This is a genomic window from Winslowiella iniecta (assembly GCF_001267535.1).
GTDB lineage: Bacteria > Pseudomonadota > Gammaproteobacteria > Enterobacterales > Enterobacteriaceae > Erwinia > Erwinia iniecta.
The window spans coordinates 22281-39607 of sequence record NZ_JRXE01000021.1; the positions used below are offsets into that span (position 1 = coordinate 22281).

At 51.7% G+C, this 17327-nt stretch carries 23 protein-coding genes; 9 read left to right on the forward strand and 14 right to left on the reverse strand.

All coding sequences use genetic code 11. The features are described from left to right. Positions 1–145 precede the first annotated feature (145 nt). From NG42_RS15035 to dgcQ, 7 genes are all read left to right on the forward strand, one after another. A complete protein-coding gene (locus NG42_RS15035) occupies positions 146–418 on the forward strand; it encodes a hypothetical protein (RefSeq protein WP_052900378.1) in 273 nt (90 codons plus the stop codon). A gap of 15 nt (positions 419–433) precedes the next feature. After that, the gene (locus tag NG42_RS15040; protein ID WP_052900380.1) at positions 434–1339 is read left to right on the forward strand and encodes a DUF808 domain-containing protein; all 906 of its coding nucleotides are present in this window, start codon (positions 434–436) and stop codon (positions 1337–1339) included. A gap of 47 nt (positions 1340–1386) precedes the next feature. After that, positions 1387–1518: a hypothetical protein gene (locus tag NG42_RS23775; RefSeq protein WP_277619529.1), complete on the forward strand. Its 132-nt coding sequence runs from the start codon at positions 1387–1389 to the stop codon at positions 1516–1518. A 231-nt stretch (positions 1519–1749) separates the two neighbouring features. Beyond that, positions 1750–1926: a YodC family protein gene (locus NG42_RS22095; protein WP_072133259.1), complete on the forward strand. Its 177-nt coding sequence runs from the start codon at positions 1750–1752 to the stop codon at positions 1924–1926. A 115-nt stretch (positions 1927–2041) separates the two neighbouring features. After that, the gene (locus NG42_RS15045; RefSeq protein WP_052900382.1) at positions 2042–2722 is read left to right on the forward strand and encodes a LexA family protein; all 681 of its coding nucleotides are present in this window, start codon (positions 2042–2044) and stop codon (positions 2720–2722) included. A gap of 102 nt (positions 2723–2824) precedes the next feature. Further along, positions 2825–3067 (forward strand): hypothetical protein, encoded by a 243-nt coding sequence (locus NG42_RS15050; protein ID WP_052900384.1) that lies wholly within the window; start codon positions 2825–2827, stop codon positions 3065–3067. An 85-nt stretch (positions 3068–3152) separates the two neighbouring features. Continuing rightward, positions 3153–4832, forward strand: a complete 1680-nt coding sequence (dgcQ, locus tag NG42_RS15055; protein WP_053115901.1) for a cellulose biosynthesis regulator diguanylate cyclase DgcQ — start codon at positions 3153–3155, stop codon at positions 4830–4832. Here dgcQ and NG42_RS15060 read toward each other — a convergent pair. The 3 genes from NG42_RS15060 to yodD all read right to left on the reverse strand — a co-directional run bounded on the left by NG42_RS15060 (position 4829) and on the right by yodD (position 7548). After that, positions 4829–6049 (reverse strand): glycosyltransferase family protein, encoded by a 1221-nt coding sequence (locus NG42_RS15060; protein WP_052900386.1) that lies wholly within the window; start codon positions 6047–6049, stop codon positions 4829–4831. The genes dgcQ and NG42_RS15060 overlap by 4 nt on opposite strands. A 65-nt stretch (positions 6050–6114) precedes the next feature. Beyond that, on the reverse strand, positions 6115–6921 hold the full coding sequence (locus NG42_RS15065; RefSeq protein WP_052900388.1) for a mannosyl-3-phosphoglycerate phosphatase-related protein: 807 nt from the start codon (positions 6919–6921) through the stop codon (positions 6115–6117). Between the two features lie 393 nt (positions 6922–7314). After that, positions 7315–7548, reverse strand: coding sequence for a YodD family peroxide/acid resistance protein (gene yodD, locus NG42_RS15070; protein ID WP_052900390.1), 234 nt, complete (start codon positions 7546–7548; stop codon positions 7315–7317). Positions 7549–7887: 339 nt separating this feature from the next. Between yodD and NG42_RS22100 the strand changes: the two genes are divergently transcribed. Together NG42_RS22100 and dsrB are read left to right on the forward strand one after the other, a co-directional pair. Continuing rightward, a complete protein-coding gene (locus NG42_RS22100; protein ID WP_017800079.1) occupies positions 7888–8046 on the forward strand; it encodes a YqaE/Pmp3 family membrane protein in 159 nt (52 codons plus the stop codon). A gap of 72 nt (positions 8047–8118) precedes the next feature. Further along, a complete protein-coding gene (gene dsrB, locus NG42_RS15075; protein WP_052900391.1) occupies positions 8119–8316 on the forward strand; it encodes a protein DsrB in 198 nt (65 codons plus the stop codon). A 49-nt stretch (positions 8317–8365) separates the two neighbouring features. On the opposite strand, the gene NG42_RS15080 is transcribed toward dsrB, so the two are convergent. From NG42_RS15080 to fliJ, 11 genes are all read right to left on the reverse strand, one after another. Then, positions 8366–9967 (reverse strand): methyl-accepting chemotaxis protein, encoded by a 1602-nt coding sequence (locus NG42_RS15080; protein WP_052900393.1) that lies wholly within the window; start codon positions 9965–9967, stop codon positions 8366–8368. A gap of 169 nt (positions 9968–10136) precedes the next feature. Further along, positions 10137–10772, reverse strand: a complete 636-nt coding sequence (gene rcsA, locus NG42_RS15085) for a transcriptional regulator RcsA (protein ID WP_052900395.1) — start codon at positions 10770–10772, stop codon at positions 10137–10139. A gap of 654 nt (positions 10773–11426) precedes the next feature. After that, the gene (fliR, locus tag NG42_RS15090) at positions 11427–12212 is read right to left on the reverse strand and encodes a flagellar biosynthetic protein FliR (protein WP_052900397.1); all 786 of its coding nucleotides are present in this window, start codon (positions 12210–12212) and stop codon (positions 11427–11429) included. Next, a complete protein-coding gene (gene fliQ, locus NG42_RS15095) occupies positions 12212–12481 on the reverse strand; it encodes a flagellar biosynthesis protein FliQ (RefSeq protein ID WP_052900399.1) in 270 nt (89 codons plus the stop codon). The genes fliR and fliQ overlap by 1 nt, the downstream gene beginning before the upstream one ends. 47 nt (positions 12482–12528) lie before the next feature. Beyond that, positions 12529–13260, reverse strand: a complete 732-nt coding sequence (gene fliP, locus NG42_RS15100) for a flagellar type III secretion system pore protein FliP (RefSeq protein WP_052900513.1) — start codon at positions 13258–13260, stop codon at positions 12529–12531. Beyond that, positions 13260–13655, reverse strand: coding sequence for a flagellar biosynthetic protein FliO (fliO, locus tag NG42_RS15105; protein ID WP_052900401.1), 396 nt, complete (start codon positions 13653–13655; stop codon positions 13260–13262). The genes fliP and fliO overlap by 1 nt, the downstream gene beginning before the upstream one ends. Beyond that, positions 13656–14066: a flagellar motor switch protein FliN gene (fliN, locus tag NG42_RS15110; protein WP_052900404.1), complete on the reverse strand. Its 411-nt coding sequence runs from the start codon at positions 14064–14066 to the stop codon at positions 13656–13658. Further along, positions 14059–15066: a flagellar motor switch protein FliM gene (gene fliM, locus NG42_RS15115; protein WP_052900405.1), complete on the reverse strand. Its 1008-nt coding sequence runs from the start codon at positions 15064–15066 to the stop codon at positions 14059–14061. Before fliM ends, fliN begins: the two co-directional genes overlap by 8 nt. A 5-nt stretch (positions 15067–15071) precedes the next feature. Next, entirely contained in the window at positions 15072–15557 is a 486-nt protein-coding gene (gene fliL / locus NG42_RS15120; protein ID WP_052900406.1) for a flagellar basal body-associated protein FliL, read from the reverse strand. 132 nt (positions 15558–15689) lie between these two features. Further along, the gene (locus NG42_RS15125) at positions 15690–16868 is read right to left on the reverse strand and encodes a flagellar hook-length control protein FliK (RefSeq protein ID WP_052900408.1); all 1179 of its coding nucleotides are present in this window, start codon (positions 16866–16868) and stop codon (positions 15690–15692) included. After that, positions 16865–17311: a flagellar export protein FliJ gene (fliJ, locus tag NG42_RS15130; protein ID WP_052900410.1), complete on the reverse strand. Its 447-nt coding sequence runs from the start codon at positions 17309–17311 to the stop codon at positions 16865–16867. Before fliJ ends, NG42_RS15125 begins: the two co-directional genes overlap by 4 nt. Positions 17312–17327 lie beyond the last annotated feature (16 nt).

Genomic DNA, 17327 nt, shown 5'->3' on the forward strand with positions numbered 1-17327 from the left:
ATCAGCCGAAGCTCATCAAATTTGTTGGCTAACCGGCAGATTAATTCATCGTTTTATCATGCATTAATCGTTACAAAGATTGCCATTGTGACCCATAATTGTTTAGATCGACCGCTTCCATTAACCACACGCACAGGGTGAATATATGGCCAGCATCAAGCTGACGGTAAGACGCCTGTATAAACTGAACCAGCAACGTATGGTCAACACCCATGCGACGGCGCGTATTTTTGTCGGCGACACGCTTATCGCAACCGAAGAGGTCTCCGGTATGACGGAGAGCCCGGTCAGTAAATATCTGCATCATGATCAGGCGCAAGGCCAGCCGGTGCGGGTTGAATGGGATTGTGACGGAATTGCAGATATGGCGGTGGCGGAGATAGAGGTGTGTCCCTGCTGTCAGCACCATGAACATTGATAAAGGAAAACCACTTTGGCTGGAAGTAGCTTACTGACGTTATTGGATGATATTGCTACCTTACTGGATGATATTTCGGTAATGGGCAAGCTGGCGGCGAAGAAAACCGCCGGTGTACTGGGTGATGATTTATCACTGAATGCCCAACAGGTCAGCGGCGTAAAAGCCAATCGGGAAATTCCGGTGGTGTGGGGCGTTGCCAAGGGTTCATTCCTGAACAAGCTGATTCTGGTGCCGCTGGCGCTGTTAATCAGTTATTTTGCCCCCTGGGCGATCACGCCGCTGTTGATGATTGGCGGGGCTTATCTCTGTTATGAAGGCGTGGAAAAAGTATTACACAGCCTGCAAAGCGATAAGTCGCACTCGACGCCCGAAGCGCGCGAACAGCGTTTGCTGAAAGCCGCCGAGCAGAATCCGGCCGAGTTTGAAAAGAAGAAGGTAAAAGGGGCGGTTCGTACCGATTTTATTCTGTCGGCAGAAATCGTGGCGATCACGCTCGGCATCGTTTCTGACGCACCGTTGCTGAATCAGGTGCTGATTCTTTCCGGTATCGCCATTCTGGTGACGGTAGGAGTTTACGGAATTGTGGCCGGTATCGTTAAGCTGGATGATTTAGGTTTATGGCTGAAGCAGAAAAGTTCCGCCATTGCTCAGGCGATTGGCGGCGCGCTGCTGGCCGCTGCGCCGTGGCTGATGAAAATCCTGACGGTAGTCGGTACTCTGGCGATGTTTCTGGTCGGCGGCGGGATTATCGTCCACGGCGTACCCTGGCTGCATCATACCATTGAGCACTGGAGCAGCGGGTTTAACGGCCTGATTGCGGCGCTAATCAGTAACGGCGCTAATCTGGTGATCGGTTTTATCGTTGGTTCGATTGTGCTGTTTGTCGTAAATATGATTGCGAAGATACGCGGTAAATAAGTATAAAGGCAGCAGCTAACCTGTAAGACAATCCCTGGAGTTAAAAAATGAACGACGATATTTTCGAATTTGATATTGATGCGCAGCTGGAACAAGCTGAAGCCAATGCCGAAAAGAAAGCCAATGAAGTGCCTGCCGATCTGGGCGATGAAGCCGATTGTGAAGGTTGCAAAATCTGATTCCAGGTGATGAAGATCGATTGAAAACGGACAACTCAGGTTGTCCGTTTTTTTTTATTTTTCAGCAATCGTTATCATAAAAATGTTTATCCGGCTAAATCCCTGCATTTTCGCTATTTTCTGCCTGACTTTGTCGATTAGCCCCCATTTTTAGTCGCAGACTGCAGGCGAGAATGATTCGCACCTGCTATACCTGTTAGGGTGTTTTTCACCCTGAAACGGAGGCGCACGATGTTCTTTATTGTCAGTGACGAAGTGCAACACAGAAATGGCGGGCCAAGGATGATTGTCACCGGTTACGCCAGCGGCATGGTTGAATGTCGTTGGTACGATGGTTACAGCGTCAGGCGTGAGGCTTTTAAAGAAGATGAACTGTATTCTGCATCAGAGCGTCAACTTGCCAGTTAGATATCCCCGAGGCCGCCTGTCGATAGCGATATCACCGGCGGCTTTTCTTTGCTTGCCTGCGGTTTCAATGTAAACTTTAAGTACATTTTGGCATTTTTTTGAACCAGGTGAACTTATTGTGGACGATATCCAGCAACGTAACGCTTTTTCAGCGCGCCTTCATGAGGCTTGCCGCAAACAATCACTCGACCATCATGGTCGCGGCGTCATCCTTGCGCGGGCGCTGGGCGTTACGCCACGTGCAGTGGGTAAGTGGCTGAACGGCGAGGCGATTCCCCGTCATGGAAAAATTCAGGCGCTGGCCACCTTTCTTAATGTCACCCCCGAATGGTTACAGCTTGGCAGCGGAGAGTGGGATAATAATGTAAAAACCGTTGCCCAGCCGCAAGGCTACAGTAGTTTCCCGCTGATCAGCTGGGTCAGTGCCGGATTGTGGAGTGAAGCCATCGAACCCTGGTCGCGGGCAGAGATCGATCGCTGGCCGTCAACCACGCGTAACGTTAGCGAAAACAGCTTCTGGCTGGAAGTAAAAGGCGACTCAATGACCGCCCCGGTGGGGTTAAGTATTCCGGAAGGGATGATGATTCTGGTCGATCCGGAAGTGGCCGCCAGCTCCGGTAAACTGGTGATTGCCCGGCTGACGGATGCCAACGAGGCAACGTTTAAAAAGTATATTGAGGACGGCGGGCGTAAATATCTTAAGCCACTGAATCCTGAGTATAAAATGCAGGAAATCAGCAATAACTGTCGGATTATTGGCGTGGTGGTTGAGGCGAAATGGGAAAATCTCGGCTAGCAACATCGCTAACAATGGCGGGATTTTTACTTGCTGAAAATGAACTTTAAGTTCATTATTAATCCATTCCTCATCCAACAGGAGAGTGTGGTGGAGACAATAATGAATGCATTGCTGCTGCTGACTGGCATTGCCAGAGGCGCGCTGGTCCGGTTGACTATTCAGGAGTGGGGCTATCTGCTGGGCGTGCTGTTTACCCTGCTGCGCGGCCTGATGATCTGGCGTGATAAGCGCGCCGAACAGCGCAAGCGAACCGCGATTTTTCAGCAACTCGCCAACCGGCTCGACGCCAGTACACGACGTAAAGCGCAGAAAAAACTGCAGCAGCTGGATAAGGAAGAGTAAATTCGCTGACTGCGGCTGCAAGTTGTCAGCCTGATTTAACCGCGACTACACTAAATGATTGTTGTATCTCAGGATCGGGGGCAAGGTGAGGGCTAAAACTAACGCGTTTTTTCGACTTATTGGCTCCGAAAAAGATCCGCGAATTATCGTGCATCTGTGCTTCCTGACGGTATTTCTGTTTTCAACCTTTCTCACCTGGCGCGAAGCGCTGGTGCTGAAAAACACCTATGAAGTGAATCAGCAAATCAGGCTAACCACGGTGGCCGTGACGCTGGATCGCCAGTTCCAGTTCAGTCTGGATGCGCTGGGTTTTTATCGTTCGATGCTCAGCTATGCCCTGACCAGTCCAATTGACTCTGACAATAGTCGCCAGGCCGCGCGGCTGTTTGATCAGCAACGTAATAATCCTGTCTGGCGTCTGAACCTGAATACCCAGCGCAGTCTGCCGCTTAACGGGTTATCGGATAGCTGGATCAAGCATTACCCGGTTCTTAATCGTGATAATCCTCAGCGCTTACGGGATGAGCTGAGCGCGGCGCTGGAGTTCAGCTTTATCCTGCAATTCAGCGATCCCGAACGGGATTTTCAGACCCGCACCTGGTATCTCTCACGCGGTGGCTTTTACGTCAGTTCGACTCCACCACTCAACGACAACGATGTGCTGGAAAGTTATCGCGGGATGATTCAGCGTGACTATTTCACCTTTATGCACCCGGATAATAATCCTCAGCGCCAGCATTACTGGACGCCGGTGTATAACGGATTATTAAATGAAGGGGCGACTGTCACCGTAACCGTGCCGGTCGACAGCGGTCACTACTGGTACGGGGTACTGGCGATGGACTTTTCCCGCGAGGCGATCCACCGGCAGTTACAGCGGGCGTTGCAACAGAAGCATCAGGGCGTGGTACTGCTGTATGATCATCAGCTGAATGTGCTGGCCAGTTCCGATATGCAGCTGGGAATCAGCGGACATGCACTGAGCGCCAGCGAAAAGCAGCAGTTGCAGGCTGCGCTGCAACAGGGTGTCAGAGGGGAATTACGGTTCGGCACCCGCTTTGTTACCTGGGATAAGCTGCGCGGGTTTAACGGGGTGATCGTTAATATTCAGACTCTGCATGAGGGGCTGAAAGGTGACGCCGGACGGATCGTGCTGGTGTTGATACTGATGTGGCTGGTGTTCAGTTTAATTTTGCTGGGGTCACACTACGCGATTACGCGTTTGATTACTCAGATGATGCGATTGCAAAATAAGCTGGAGTGGCGCGCCAACTATGACGGTTTAACCCGTTTATATAATCGTGCTGCGTTCTTTGATCTGTGTGAACACAGCGCGGCGCAGTGTCAGCGCAGTGGCCGACCGCTGGCGCTGATTCAGATGGATATCGATTTCTTTAAGTCGGTTAACGATAACTATGGTCATCATGCTGGGGATTTAGCCTTGTCGCATGCAGCGTGCATCATCACGCAGTCGTTACGTAAAATGGATATTGCCGGGCGTGTCGGTGGTGAAGAGTTTTGCCTGCTGCTGCCGGAAACTCATCTGCAAGACGCCGTGGCGATTGCCGAGCGCCTCCGGCAAAAACTGGCGCAAAAAGAGCTGCTGGTCAGCAGCGATAAAACGCTAAAACTGACCGCATCGTTTGGCGTTGCCAGCAGTGAGGAGCAGGGTGATTATCAGCCTGCCAGCCTGCAATCACTGGCTGACGGCAGGCTGTATAAAGCCAAGCAGAGCGGCCGCAACCGCGTCTGCTGGCAGAGTTAAACGTCGCCGCTATTGTCCTCTTCTACCGCCTGGTAGATGCGTTGCAGAATATCCGGGAAGGCTGACTGAACGCGGCTCCAGCTGGGAATAAAGGGTTTATCATTCGGGCGTTCAATAAACGACTGACCGGCTTCAAGAATCGCCTGAGTAAACATCTCAACCGCCGCTTCTTCCGCATGTTGATCAAACGTCAGGCCATTCATCGCCGCTTCATGGTTATACACTTCCATCATATCCAGCGCGTTACGATAGTAAGTCGCTTTCAGTACGCGGAAGGAGTCACTGGTCAGACTGACGCCCATGGTGGCCATTTTACGCAGCAGCGACTGAACAATATCATTGCTCATGCGGCGCAGGCCACCGGTGCCATCCTCTTCCGACAGCGGCTGATGTTTATGGTCGTAGTTATCGGCAATTTCCACCTGACAGCTCTGCCGGGTCGTGTAATTACGATAGATCTCCGACAGCACGCCAATTTCCAGTCCCCAGTCACCGGGAATTTTGATGCCGTTCAGCACGTGGGTGCGCATGGCAAATTCACCGGAGAGCGGATAGCGGAAACTGCTGAGGTAATCGAGATATTCGGAGTGACCATAGACTTTTTGCAGTGAGCGCAGCAGCGGGCCGACCAGTAAGCGACCGACGCGGCCATTCAGCTTGTTGTCTGCCACCCGCGCATAAAAGCCTTTACAGAATTCATAGTGGAAGGAGGGATTGGCCAGCGGATAGAGCAGGCGCGCCAGCATAGCGCGTTCATAGGTGACAATATCGCAGTCGTGCAGTGCCACGCAGCTGGTACGATCGGACGCCAGCGTATAGCCGGTACAAAACCAGACATTACGCCCTTTACCAGGCTGACTGGGTGACAACCCTTCTTTATCCAGCTCGGCATCCAGCGCTTTCAGGCGCGGGCCATCATTCCACAGAATGCGGTGGCGTTGCGGCAGGCGGGAAAAGAATTCCCGCGCATGTAAGAACTGATCGCGATCGGCGCGATCCAGGCCAATTACAATCTCTTCGAGATAGGGGACTTTTGCCAGTTCGTCGACAATATGGCTTAATGCCGGTCCCTCCAGTTCTGAAAACAGCGAAGGCAGCATCAGCCCCATTTTGCGTTTTTCGGAAAACTGGACCAGATCTTTCTCCAGCGATTCAACGCTGCGGCCTGTCAGGTTATGGAAATTAGTAATAACACCATTCTGGAAAAAATCACTCATTATGTTCCCCTTCAGACAGCGTGCTGAGGCCCATCATGGGCAGGAAAATTGCCTTAGCGGCAGCACTACTCTTGCGCAATAAAGTAATCGAGTCCTTCAACCCAGCCATCCGGGCCTGAATGACGGGTTTCATAAATATTTAGCCGATCGGCACGGGATAACACGATTGGCGTCTTACTGTGGCCTTTAATCACCACAGCATAGTCGACGCTGTCGAGCATCGGCGCATCGTTTGGCCCGTCACCCAGGCCGACAGTAATAAAACGCTGTAGCTGGTGAGCAGGGGACGATTGCAGCAACCAGGCCAGGGCTGCGCCTTTACCACTGCCTTTTGCCATAACATGCCAGAAGCGACCGCCCTGAGTCAGACTGAAACCTTCCGCATCCAGTGCATCACGGAATGCGGAAAATTGCTCTTCACTGTCACGCCATACCAGCGATTCTGACGCTTCGCGTCGCCGTGCCAGCGCCGCATCGCTGACGGACAGGCCAGTGATATCGGCGACTTCTTTATCGGTAAAGTCGGCGAAACCACTGAATCGAAACTGATACTGCTGACGTAACCGGCGTAAGCAGTGGCAGATTTCACTGTAATCTTTACCGGCATGGTGGCGCACGGTATCGCCATTGGCGCTGTCCAGCTGCACTAAAGCCCCGTTTTCAGCGATAAAAGGTGCGCCACTGATGCCCAGCTGTTGCTGTAACGGGATAATTTCTGAAGCGGTTTTGCTGGAGCAGATAACCAGCGGGATCTGATGTTGTTTCAGGCGATCCAGCCATGGCTGAGCGGGTTGCCAGCTGTAAGTATGGTGATCCAGTAGCGAGCCATCTAAATCAGTCACTATCATTAATGGGTCATGCAAACCTGGCATGGTATTCACCTCGGATATAAGACAGATTAGTGAGATAACGTCCTGATTAATGGCTAAGTATAACTAACTCTGCGGCGGATGAAGGGTTATGGGTAGGAATTAATAGCCAGCGACGGATTGGGAATCTGCTGTTTGAGAATGTTCTTAAAAGACGCCATAAAATCTTGCTGTTGTACAGTTAGTCATCAGTCTGAAGGCCGCAACGGCCAGGGCTTCAGGCTAGCAACAACATTTAACTAAAGTTTTATTATTGAGCATTTTGCTGGCATAAGACTTGTCTTAATTACGTGAAAGGGTAATCTATCAGCGTTATGAATTGCCCTGGTGTAACGAATTTCATTTGAACGCTTTTCTTTCCCGGCCACTGGCCGGGATTTTTTTATCCGCGAATCTTCAGCGATTCACCTCGCTGATGGAGAAATCGCGGATATCCAGCTCAAAAGCCTCAGCCAGTTCGCTGTAAGAATTATACTGTCTGCCGTTCACGTCTACCCGATGTGCATCCTCATTAGCCACGAACTCCTGGACTTCGCCCGATGAACGACGCTGAATCGCATCTAACAGTGCTTCGACGTCGATATTGACTTCGCGCTGAACGTTATCACTGTACTCTTTCGCTGTGCCCATGGTTGCAACCCTCACAGAGCAAATGTTCTGTCAGTATAGTCGCTGAGCAAAAGGGGAAGGTGGGGGAATTGACAAAAAAAAGCCCGCGCTGCGCGGGCAAAAATCCTTGTTACTTTTAGGTTGTCTGCCCCCTTTGGGGGGGAGGCAGTGAGAAAATTTTAACGGCAGTTAATGTCGGAAGTCTCGCGGCGAAATGTTAAGAAAGTGAAAAGGTTAGGCGTTGTTGCTCACACTTACGATGATTTACATGCTTCGGGCAGCAAAAACAGAGATAAATGCTATCTTTATAAAGAGTTAAAAATATTTTTAATAATTTACGTGTATCTACCAGGAGTCAGTATGGATTTTCTGCGCATTGTCATCGCTATTCTGTTGCCACCACTGGGCGTATTTATGCAGGTTGGATTTGGCGGCGCGTTTTGGCTAAATATTTTACTGACCCTATGTGGTTATATCCCCGGTATTGTCCATGCGGTATGGGTTATTGCCCGTCGCTAACTGCATGATCGAGGTCAGGAAAAAAACGGCACAATCGTTTAAACTTCCTCTATTATTCGGGGGAGAAAGCCAATGAAGGTTAATGATCGGGTAACAGTAAAAACCGACGGCGGTCCACGTCGTGCTGGCAACGTTCTGGCGGTGGAAGATTTTAGTGAAGGCACTATGTATCTGGTTTCGTTGGATGATTATCCGCTGGGAATCTGGTTTTTTAACGAACTGGGCCATGAAGACGGTATTTTTGTCGAGCCGCACGACGACACCGTGTAACCACGGCTGCCGAAAAACGGGCCTGACTGGCTGTCAGGCCCGTTTTGTTTTATTCGGCGCTCAGACGAAACGCCGCCACTGCCTGAGTCAGCCGTGCTGCCTGCTGTTCCAGCGATGCGGCGGCAGCGGACGCTTCTTCTACCAGCGAGGCGTTTTGCTGCGTCACATTATCCATTTCGGTTACTGCCTGGCTGACCTGCTGAATGCCGCGACTCTGCTCATCGGAGGCGGCGGCAATTTCCGCCATAATGTCGGTGACGCGGCGTACCGCGTCGACGATTTCGGTCATGGTGTCACCGGCGTGGCCTGCCTGCGTCGATCCTTTACCGATCAGATCGACTGATTCCGCGATCAAGCCATCAATCTCTTTTGCCGCCTGCGCACTACGCTGCGCCAGGTTGCGCACTTCACTGGCGACCACCGCAAAACCCCGTCCTTGTTCACCGGCGCGCGCGGCTTCCACCGCCGCATTTAACGCGAGGATATTGGTCTGGAAAGCGATGCTGTTAATCACGTGCGTAATTTCGGCAATTTTCCGCGAACTATTGGAAATATTGGTCATTGTGCTGACCACGTCGTTAACAATATCGCCGCCTTCACGGGCTTTACCCGAGGCGTCAGCCGCCAGCTGACTGGCATGATGAGCATTTTCCGCGTTCTGTTTTACGGTAGCGGTCAGTTGTTCCATGCTGGCGGCGGTCTGTTCCAGCGCGGCGGCTTGCTGTTCGGTGCGGGAAGAGAGATCGGTGTTGCCCGCCGAAATTTCACCGGAACCCTGATAAATGGCGACGGCACCTTCACGCACGCTACCGACGGTATTCACCAGCGCCAGCTGCATCGCCTGCAGGTTGCTGCCCAGCATGCCAATTTCATTTCGTCCCCAGTTTTGCAGCGGCGCGGTTAAATCGCCCTGAGCGATCCGTTCAATACGGCCAACGGCCTGACGCAACGGAGTAATCATCACGCGGCGCAAAAAAATAAAAGTCAGCAGCGTCAGTAATAGCGCCAGTGCAAAGGCAGCGGCCATCATAATAAAGCCAAGGCGTGCGTGCTGTTGAGCCTGAGTATTAATCGCCTCTGCGCGATCGGTGCGAATCTTAATCGCTTTCAGCAGTACGTCGTTGTACTGGTTATCAAGTTTTCGCGTTACATCGGTTTCCTGCGCAATAATCCCCTCGAAACTGCCCTGGCGGGCAGCGTTGAGCATGGGTAACAGCCCCTGATTAATATAAGCCTCAAAATGCTGTTTCAACGGTGCATCGAGCGCGAGGTCTGCGGCGGTTTTATCGGGACGATTGCGGTAGATAAGGAAATTATCCTGCGCCTGCTTAATTCGTTTATCGCTGGCGGCCAGATTGGCTTTGAACTCATCCATTTCACCTATTCGCGCAGCAGCACCGGCATGAATGACATTCAGGCGTGCCGTGCGCAAATGATTGGAGCTATTGGATATTGCCATGCGGATTTGAATTTCCTGCGTAGCGTCATTCAATGACTGGTTACTTTTAATCAGAAAATAGCTCGACAGGCCGATACACAGCGCAAAAAGCAGCAGAATTGCGCCAAAGATGACGGCAAATAGCGGAACCAGGCGCAGATGTTGCCAGAAACTTAATCGGCTATGTTCGCCAATGGGGGGGGTAGCTTTCATATTCTGTTGCTCTCTGTCAGATGTAGGGCGAAGCAGTGCTCCGGTATCGATCTGAACATCGGCAAACTGACGAAAACAATTAGCGATAAGAATGGGATCGCTGTCGCAGAATTGACAGTAAGGAGCAAATAAAAAAAGGCCGGTATCGACCGGCCTTTTCCTGGGGTGATTATCTCACGTTGACATAAATACCCGAGGTGACATTATCAGTTAATCGGACAACATGATAAATAACTTGCTTGTTATGCGTTTTAATTTTTCGCTTGATATTACCTTTGTGCGATGAAACTGTTTTCGCTTTAATTTGCATCTTGTCGGAGATTTGTATCGTGTCGTGACCGGACATCCACATTTTCAGCATATTTGATTCGGTCTGGCTTAATGTTAATGGATGAACTTCAGGGCCGGATGTAATACGATTTGGGGTGTTAAGTCTCTTTTGCAAATAGGTACTAAGCAGATGATCCAGTACGGCTGGTTTGATCGATTTTGAGGTGATAATCAAGTTCTTACGAACATAAAGGTATTCCTCAAAATGAATATTCGAGATAGCCATAAAGATGAAAAAGAGTGTATCAGGGTGCTGCATCAGGATATTTCGGATACGCTGGCTGGCATCAGGTTCGTGTATAAAACACTCTTCATTGATAAAAACAATGCCGGGTTTAACCTGTTGGCACTTATTATGAAGCTGATCGATATCGTTGACCGAAGAGATATTTTTCTTCTTAACTCCCTTTACAGCCATATAGTCCATCAGACCTAGCCTTGTGTAGCTGCATGAATCCATAATAATCGTTGGCATGTTAGCGACCCTCACCAAATTGTTATCCGTTAAATCAACGATGAATTACGCGTATCGCGGTACGAAAAAGATTGCCTGGCACAATTTTTTTATTGTTTACGAACTACCCGTGAGCAGACCGATGTTTTGCTCAGGCTAACGACTCATCCTTGCTGATCACCGCGTAGTTTGAGTTTGGGAGATGAAGCTATGTTTTACTAAATGCAGTGAAGCAGTGTGGGTCGGAACGACCGGCGGCAGTTTGCCACCATACTACTCGAACTGCAATATTTCATTACATTGCCACTATCACCCAGAATCGGTCAATTTCTGATAAGATAATTCCTAAAATGATTTATTGCACGAATGTTTTGTGTACCTGGGAGTGTTGACAATGCCGCAAAAACCATTTTAAGACAAGAAAAAAAAACTCAATTTAAAAAGGCTTAAAAAACATTCATTTGCGCTATTTTTCATCAACACGCACGCGCCAGGGTGCTGTAAGACAGCTTTTTTAAAATACGCGAAATGCCGTTTGATAAGAATAGTTTTCATTTGAAAGCGGGATTTATAAGAATTTCCTTAGTGAAATTCTGATAAACAGTAGTCAGAAAATACGCAGATAGGTTTTGAATGCTTAAGTTAATTTAAGCGATTGTTTAGCAGGGTTAATGTTTATGAGTGGGGCATTTCAGAAAGTATGTCAGAAAGTAAATCAAACACTTCACTGAACAAATGCTCGCAGAACGGAGCCAGCAGCGGCATCATAATGCCCATGGTCAGGATGCCAATTGATAAGGTAATCGGAAAGCCAATCGCGAAAACTGACAACTGAGGTGAAACGCGGTTTAACAAACCCAGCGCCATATTAAGCGTCAGTAACAGCGTGATTAACGGCAACGCCAACATCATGCCGTTAAGGAAAATTAATCCCCCGGCTTTGGTCAGTGCCAGAAAAGCGTTGGCATTTAGCGGATCGCCACCGATCGGCAGGGTATGAAAGCTGTCAGCCAGCAAAGAGATCAGCCAAAGGTGACCGTTAAAACTGAGAAACAGTAGCATGGCCAGCATATCGAGAAAGCGGGCCAATACTGGCATATTCAGGCGACTCCCTGGATCAAAAAAGGTCGCGAAGGATAATCCCATCTGTAAGCCAATCACTTCACCCGCAGTGCGCACCGCCGCAAAAGCAAACTGCATGGTAAAGCCAAGGGCGATGCCGATCAGCATCTGCTGGATCAGTAGCCAAAACCCGCCGACAGAAAATAGCGTCACCTGGGTAGCCGGTAACGTCGGCACCAATAACCAGGTGATCATAAAGGCCAGCCCCACTTTCACTTTGCGGCTGATCGAGCGCTCACTGAGAATCGGTGCGGTGGCGATCAGTGCCAACACCCGCGCCATTGGCCAGAAGAATTGACTGAGCCAGAACATCAGCTGACTGCTGTCGAAAGTGATCATCAGCCGATGAGATACGGCAGGTTATTGAACAGGGTGCGCATATAGTCAAGGATCAGACTGAGCATCCATGGCCCGGCGATCACTGCGGTGGCAGCCACGGCAAGAATTTTGGGGATAAACGACAGTGTCTGTTCGTTGATCTGGGTCGCGGCTTGCAGCAGGCTGATAAGCAGGCCGCTAATCAGTGCGGCCAGCAGCAACGGGGCGGCCATTGCCAGCGCGACTTTCATGGCTTCCTGGCCAAGAACCATTACCGATTCAGGTGTCAATTTTGCATTTCCTGGTCGTAGGAGCGACGTGTCGCCGTCCGTTAATATTAAGAATAAAAACTTTGCGCCAGCGAGCTGACCAGCAGTTGCCAGCCATCGACCAGCACAAATAACATCAGCTTAAATGGTAGCGAGATGGTCGCCGGTGGCACCATCATCATCCCCAGCGCCATCAGCACGCTGGCGACCACTAAATCGATAATCAGAAACGGAATAAAGACGGTGAAACCTATCTGGAAGGCAGTTTTCAGTTCGCTGGTGACATAGGCCGGCAACAGAATACGCATCGGCACCGCTTCGGGACCGGCAATCGGTGGGGTATTCGCCAGGCGGGCAAATAACGCCAGATCCGCTTCGCGCGTCTGACGCAGCATAAATTCTCGCAGCGGCTGTACACCCTTATCAATCGCCACTTCCATACTGATCTTGTCCTCACTAAAGGGCAGATAAGCATCCTGATAAATTTTGTCGAATACCGGCGCCATAATAAAAAAGGTCAAAAACAGCGCCAGGCCGAGCATCACCTGGTTTGGCGGCGCTGACGGGGTGCCGAGTGCGTTACGCAACAGGCCAAAGACAATAATGATGCGGGTGAAACTGGTCATCATCAGCAAGATCGCCGGCAAAAAAGTCAGCGAAGTGATAAATACCAGCGTCTGCACCGGTAGCGACCAGCTTTGTCCGCCATTGGCCAGCGGCTGACTGACCAAACCCGGAAGCTGGGCATGCACCGCAGGTGTCAGCAGTAACAGTGGCAACAGCGATAACAGTCGACGAATCATTGCGGTTTTCCGGAGCGTTTCAGTAACGTCTGTAACAGGTGACGAAAGTCTGCCGTCGCCACAGGCGCAGGCGGTGAGTCCGACGTTTTTGGCGGCAGGGTGTGCAGATGGGTAATATTTTGCGCGGTGACACCCAGCACCAGACGTGCGTCCTCGATATCAACAATCACGACGCGCTCACGCTGACCGATACTCACGCTGGCGCTGACATTCAGCGACTGCGAGCTGACGCGCTTGGGCGCAAAGCCACAACGACGCGCCAGCCAGGCGCAGGCGAGGATCAGTAATACAATCAAAGCCAGCACCGAGCTGACCTGCGTCAGCATCGAACCCGCGGAAGCCACGGGGGGAGAAGGCGGTATGGATTGAAGCGGCTGGGTGCTGCTGTTCATTTATCGGCTCAGACGACGCATACGTTCAGACGGGGTGATAATATCGGTGATACGCACACCGTATTTATCCGCCACCACCACCACTTCGCCCTGGGCGATCAGATAGCCGTTAATCAGGATATCCAGCGGCTCACCGGCCAGCCCATCCAGCGCCACCACCGAACCTTGCGACAGGCGCAGCAGTTCTTTTATCGTCATCTTGGTGCGGCCCAGCTCCACGGTCAGCTTGACCGGGATATCCATAATCAGGTCGATATCCTGTAACGAACCGGCAATATCATTGTTTTCAAATGACTTAAACACGTTGTCCGTTGACGGTGAGCTGGCGGATGCCGCTTGCTCATTCATCGCCTCAGCCCACAGATCGTCCGCAGACGCGTTATCGTCGGACGGTTTGTTACTGTCAGTCATGGGCCTGTTCCTCATTCAGCGAGTTCAAAATTGGATTAATCAAATGTTCCACACGTAGCGCATATTGGCCGTTCAGCGTGCCATATTGGCTGGTTAACACCGGTACGCCATCGACGTGGGCAAGAATACGGTCGGGCTTTTCAATCGGCAGCACGTCACCGGGTTTCAGTTGCAGAATGCGCGACAGGCGCAATGAAACATCGGCAAAGTTAGCCACTAACTCCAGCTCCGAGTGTTGCACCTGTTTAACCAGCGTTTCACGCCAGCTCTGATCTTCCTGGCGCGAGTTCTCCAGCGGCGGGTTGACCAGCAACTCGCGCAGCGGCTCAATCATGCTGAACGGAATACAGATATTAAATTCACCGACCAGGTTACCAATCTCCACCTGAAAAGGCGTCGTCACCACAATGTCATTCGGCGAAGTGGTGATATTGGTAAATTTCACCTGCATTTCTGAGCGCACATACTCCACTTCCAGCGGGTAGATCGCTTTCCAGGCGTCGCTATAGCCATCCAGCGCCAGCTTCAGCATGCGACGAATGACGCGCTGCTCGGTGTGGGTAAATTCGCGACCTTCAACCTTGGTCGGGAAGCGGCCATCCCCACCAAACAGGTTATCCACCGCGATAAACACCAGTGCTGGTGAGAAAACAAACAGTGCCGTGCCGCGTAGCGGTTTCAGGTGGATCAGGTTCAGGTTGGTCGGCACCGGCAGGTTGCGGGCAAATTCATGATAAGGCTGAATTTTAATCGCACCAACGCTGATATCCGGGCTGCGGCGCAGCAGATTGAACAACCCCATACGAAACTGACGTGCGAAGCGTTCATTGATGATTTCCAGCGCCTGTAAGCGTTCGCGCACCACACGACGCTGGGTGTTGGGATCGTAGGGGCGAATATCGCTTTCGCCCAAACCTTTAACTTTTTCGTCTTCCGCACTGTCGCTGTCGCCGTTAAGCAACGCGTCGATTTCAGCCTGGGAAAGAATGCTATCGCCCATCAGATTCACCTCAAAATGAAGGCGGTAAACAGGACGTCGTTTACCCCCTGCGGAGGTTGACCTTTAACCAGCGGAGGCGCCAGCACCTGTTTGATCTGCGTGATCAGATCCTGCTTGCCCTGTTCACTTACCAGCATTGATGCATTCTGGCGCGAAAGCAGCAGCAGTAACCGACTACGGATCTCAGGCAGATAGTCGTTCATGCGGCGACGTGTCTCTTCATCGGGCAGACGCAGGGTAAAGCCTACATACAGCACGCGATCGGGATCGTTATCGGCATTGACCAGGTTAACCGTAAAAGTATCAAGAGCAAAAAACACGGGTGCGGCTGGTGGTTCCTGTTTTGCCGTGGTTTCTGTGGCATCGGCAGGTTTTTTCATCATTCGCCAGACTGCATAGCCTGCCACGCTGCAAGCGGCCACGGTGAGAACCAGTAACAGCGGGATCATTATTGAACGTTTGCGGCCTTTGGCTTTCGCGTTATCAGACATTTTTGCAGTAACTTCCTGTGAATTATGGGGGCGACGCCAGCCGGCGAGCCAGGTCAGATTATCCCGCGTCTCTCGCCGTTCAATAGGAAGAAAAGACGCGAGTTTTGCTATTACCTTCTGCGTTTGCCGCGATCAGGCGAAAATATCAACAGCACTGCTGCCGATCGCGCGCGCCTGAAGGACGGCCGGGACAACAATTGGCGTGATCTCGTTATCATTATCTCGCGCATCGGCAAAGTTGTTGTTGCCGTCACTTCGTGACTGCTGCTGCCCACCGAAAGAGTGGCTCTGGGCAAAGGCATCACTGCTGACATTGCTCTGCGCGAGATTGATTCCGCTCTCCGCCAGCGCCGTGCGCAGCTGCGGCATCGCCGCCTCCAGCGCGGCGCGTACCTGGCTGTGACCCGAAACCATATTCAGCTGCGCCTGGTCGTTATCCAGCTTCAGGCTGATTTGAATCGAGCCAAGATCCTGCGGATGCAGGTGTAACTCGGCATTCTGCTGGCCGTTGCGGCTGAACATCACCACTTGCTGGCTCAGTGCCTGCTGCCACTCCGGGCTGCCCAGCTGCGAATTCAGCTGCGGCGTGGCCGGTGCCATTACGCTGGCATTTGCCACTGGCGTCAGCGGCGCGCTGGCTGCGCTAAGAGTGGGAGTCAGCGGCGAGGTGGCCGACTGATTCGCTCCTGTGTCATCTTTACTGACGCTGCTTAACGCCTGCTGGAATGCAGAACTGGCCGACAGGCTGGCGCGGCTCTCCGTGGCGGGCTGCTCGGTGGTGCTGTGACTGTTCAGGCTGCTGAGTATCGCGTTTAAGCCGTTCTGCTTGCTGCCGTTAGCGTTATCACTGTCTGTCGCACCGCTGAGATCGCTGTTTTTCACCGTGCTGATAACCGGCTGAACCGGCGTCTGTGGCAGCATGGCAAACAGTGCCTGTAATGCCTGTTTATCGCTGTCGCTTAAATCTGCGGGCTGAAGCTTTTCTTTATCATCGGCGGATTCTGGCTGGCCTTTAACCTTTTCCGTTTGTAGCAGTGCGTTTAATGCTTCCGGCTTATCCAGCGCGGCGAGCAGGGCACTGAGTTCGCTGGCAGGAAGCGACTTATCATTGGCACTCGGCTGCGCGGGCAGTTCGGCGGTTTCACCAGAAACGCTGCCAGATTGCTGGGCCAGCGTTAACAGATGGTTGCCTAACAGGGTTAAAAACGCCTGCGGCATCGTGCCGGAGGCGGAAGAGTGGTCGCCGGCCGCGGAGAGTTCCACACTGTTATCGGCGGTGACGGCAGTCGGAAGTGTTGGCAGCGTAATCATTCGCCTTTCCTCAATGATGCCCGTTGGGCAAATTCATCCATCCGTTTCTGATCGAGACGGTTTTCTTGTCGTAATGCAGTGGCCAGTGCGCGGCTTTGCAGGGTTTCATAGGCGTGAAGCCGCTGCTGTTTATCGCGCCAGAAGCGTAAAGCCTGCTCCACTTTGCCGTTCCACTGCGCCAGCTGATGGCGATGCTGCTCAATCGCTTTTTCCAGCGTCAGGATAAACTGGTGATAGTTATGCCAGCGGGTGCTGGCGATACCCGATGACATGCCATGGTTAAGCTGGTTGCGATATTCATGCTGGTAGTCGAGCAGCATGGAGAGTTGTTCGTCGGCCTGCTGATGCGCGCGCCGCACAGCGCCTAACTGCTGCGCGGCTTTCTCAACCTCTTTTTGCGCCAGATCGCGCAGTGTCTCAATCGCGGTGTTTTGTTTCGCCATACTGGCCTCACCTGAA

Excerpts from the sequence above, each read along its gene's own strand:
- NG42_RS15035 (WP_052900378.1), top strand. The coding sequence starts at position 146 with ATGGCCAGCATCAAGCTGACGGTAAGACGCCTGTATAAACTGAACCAG.
- NG42_RS23775 (WP_277619529.1), top strand. The coding sequence starts at position 1,387 with ATGAACGACGATATTTTCGAATTTGATATTGATGCGCAGCTGGAACAA.
- NG42_RS22095 (WP_072133259.1), top strand. The coding sequence starts at position 1,750 with ATGTTCTTTATTGTCAGTGACGAAGTGCAACACAGAAATGGCGGGCCA.
- NG42_RS15050 (WP_052900384.1), top strand. The coding sequence starts at position 2,825 with ATGAATGCATTGCTGCTGCTGACTGGCATTGCCAGAGGCGCGCTGGTC.
- NG42_RS15060 (WP_052900386.1), bottom strand. The coding sequence starts at position 6,049 with ATGAGTGATTTTTTCCAGAATGGTGTTATTACTAATTTCCATAACCTG.
- NG42_RS15065 (WP_052900388.1), bottom strand. The coding sequence starts at position 6,921 with ATGCCAGGTTTGCATGACCCATTAATGATAGTGACTGATTTAGATGGC.
- yodD (WP_052900390.1), bottom strand. The coding sequence starts at position 7,548 with ATGGGCACAGCGAAAGAGTACAGTGATAACGTTCAGCGCGAAGTCAAT.
- NG42_RS22100 (WP_017800079.1), top strand. The coding sequence starts at position 7,888 with ATGGATTTTCTGCGCATTGTCATCGCTATTCTGTTGCCACCACTGGGC.
- dsrB (WP_052900391.1), top strand. The coding sequence starts at position 8,119 with ATGAAGGTTAATGATCGGGTAACAGTAAAAACCGACGGCGGTCCACGT.
- NG42_RS15080 (WP_052900393.1), bottom strand. The coding sequence starts at position 9,967 with ATGAAAGCTACCCCCCCCATTGGCGAACATAGCCGATTAAGTTTCTGG.
- rcsA (WP_052900395.1), bottom strand. The coding sequence starts at position 10,772 with ATGCCAACGATTATTATGGATTCATGCAGCTACACAAGGCTAGGTCTG.
- fliR (WP_052900397.1), bottom strand. The coding sequence starts at position 12,212 with ATGATCACTTTCGACAGCAGTCAGCTGATGTTCTGGCTCAGTCAATTC.
- fliO (WP_052900401.1), bottom strand. The coding sequence starts at position 13,655 with ATGAACAGCAGCACCCAGCCGCTTCAATCCATACCGCCTTCTCCCCCC.
- fliN (WP_052900404.1), bottom strand. The coding sequence starts at position 14,066 with ATGACTGACAGTAACAAACCGTCCGACGATAACGCGTCTGCGGACGAT.
- fliM (WP_052900405.1), bottom strand. The coding sequence starts at position 15,066 with ATGGGCGATAGCATTCTTTCCCAGGCTGAAATCGACGCGTTGCTTAAC.
- fliL (WP_052900406.1), bottom strand. The coding sequence starts at position 15,557 with ATGTCTGATAACGCGAAAGCCAAAGGCCGCAAACGTTCAATAATGATC.
- NG42_RS15125 (WP_052900408.1), bottom strand. The coding sequence starts at position 16,868 with ATGATTACGCTGCCAACACTTCCGACTGCCGTCACCGCCGATAACAGT.
- fliJ (WP_052900410.1), bottom strand. The coding sequence starts at position 17,311 with ATGGCGAAACAAAACACCGCGATTGAGACACTGCGCGATCTGGCGCAA.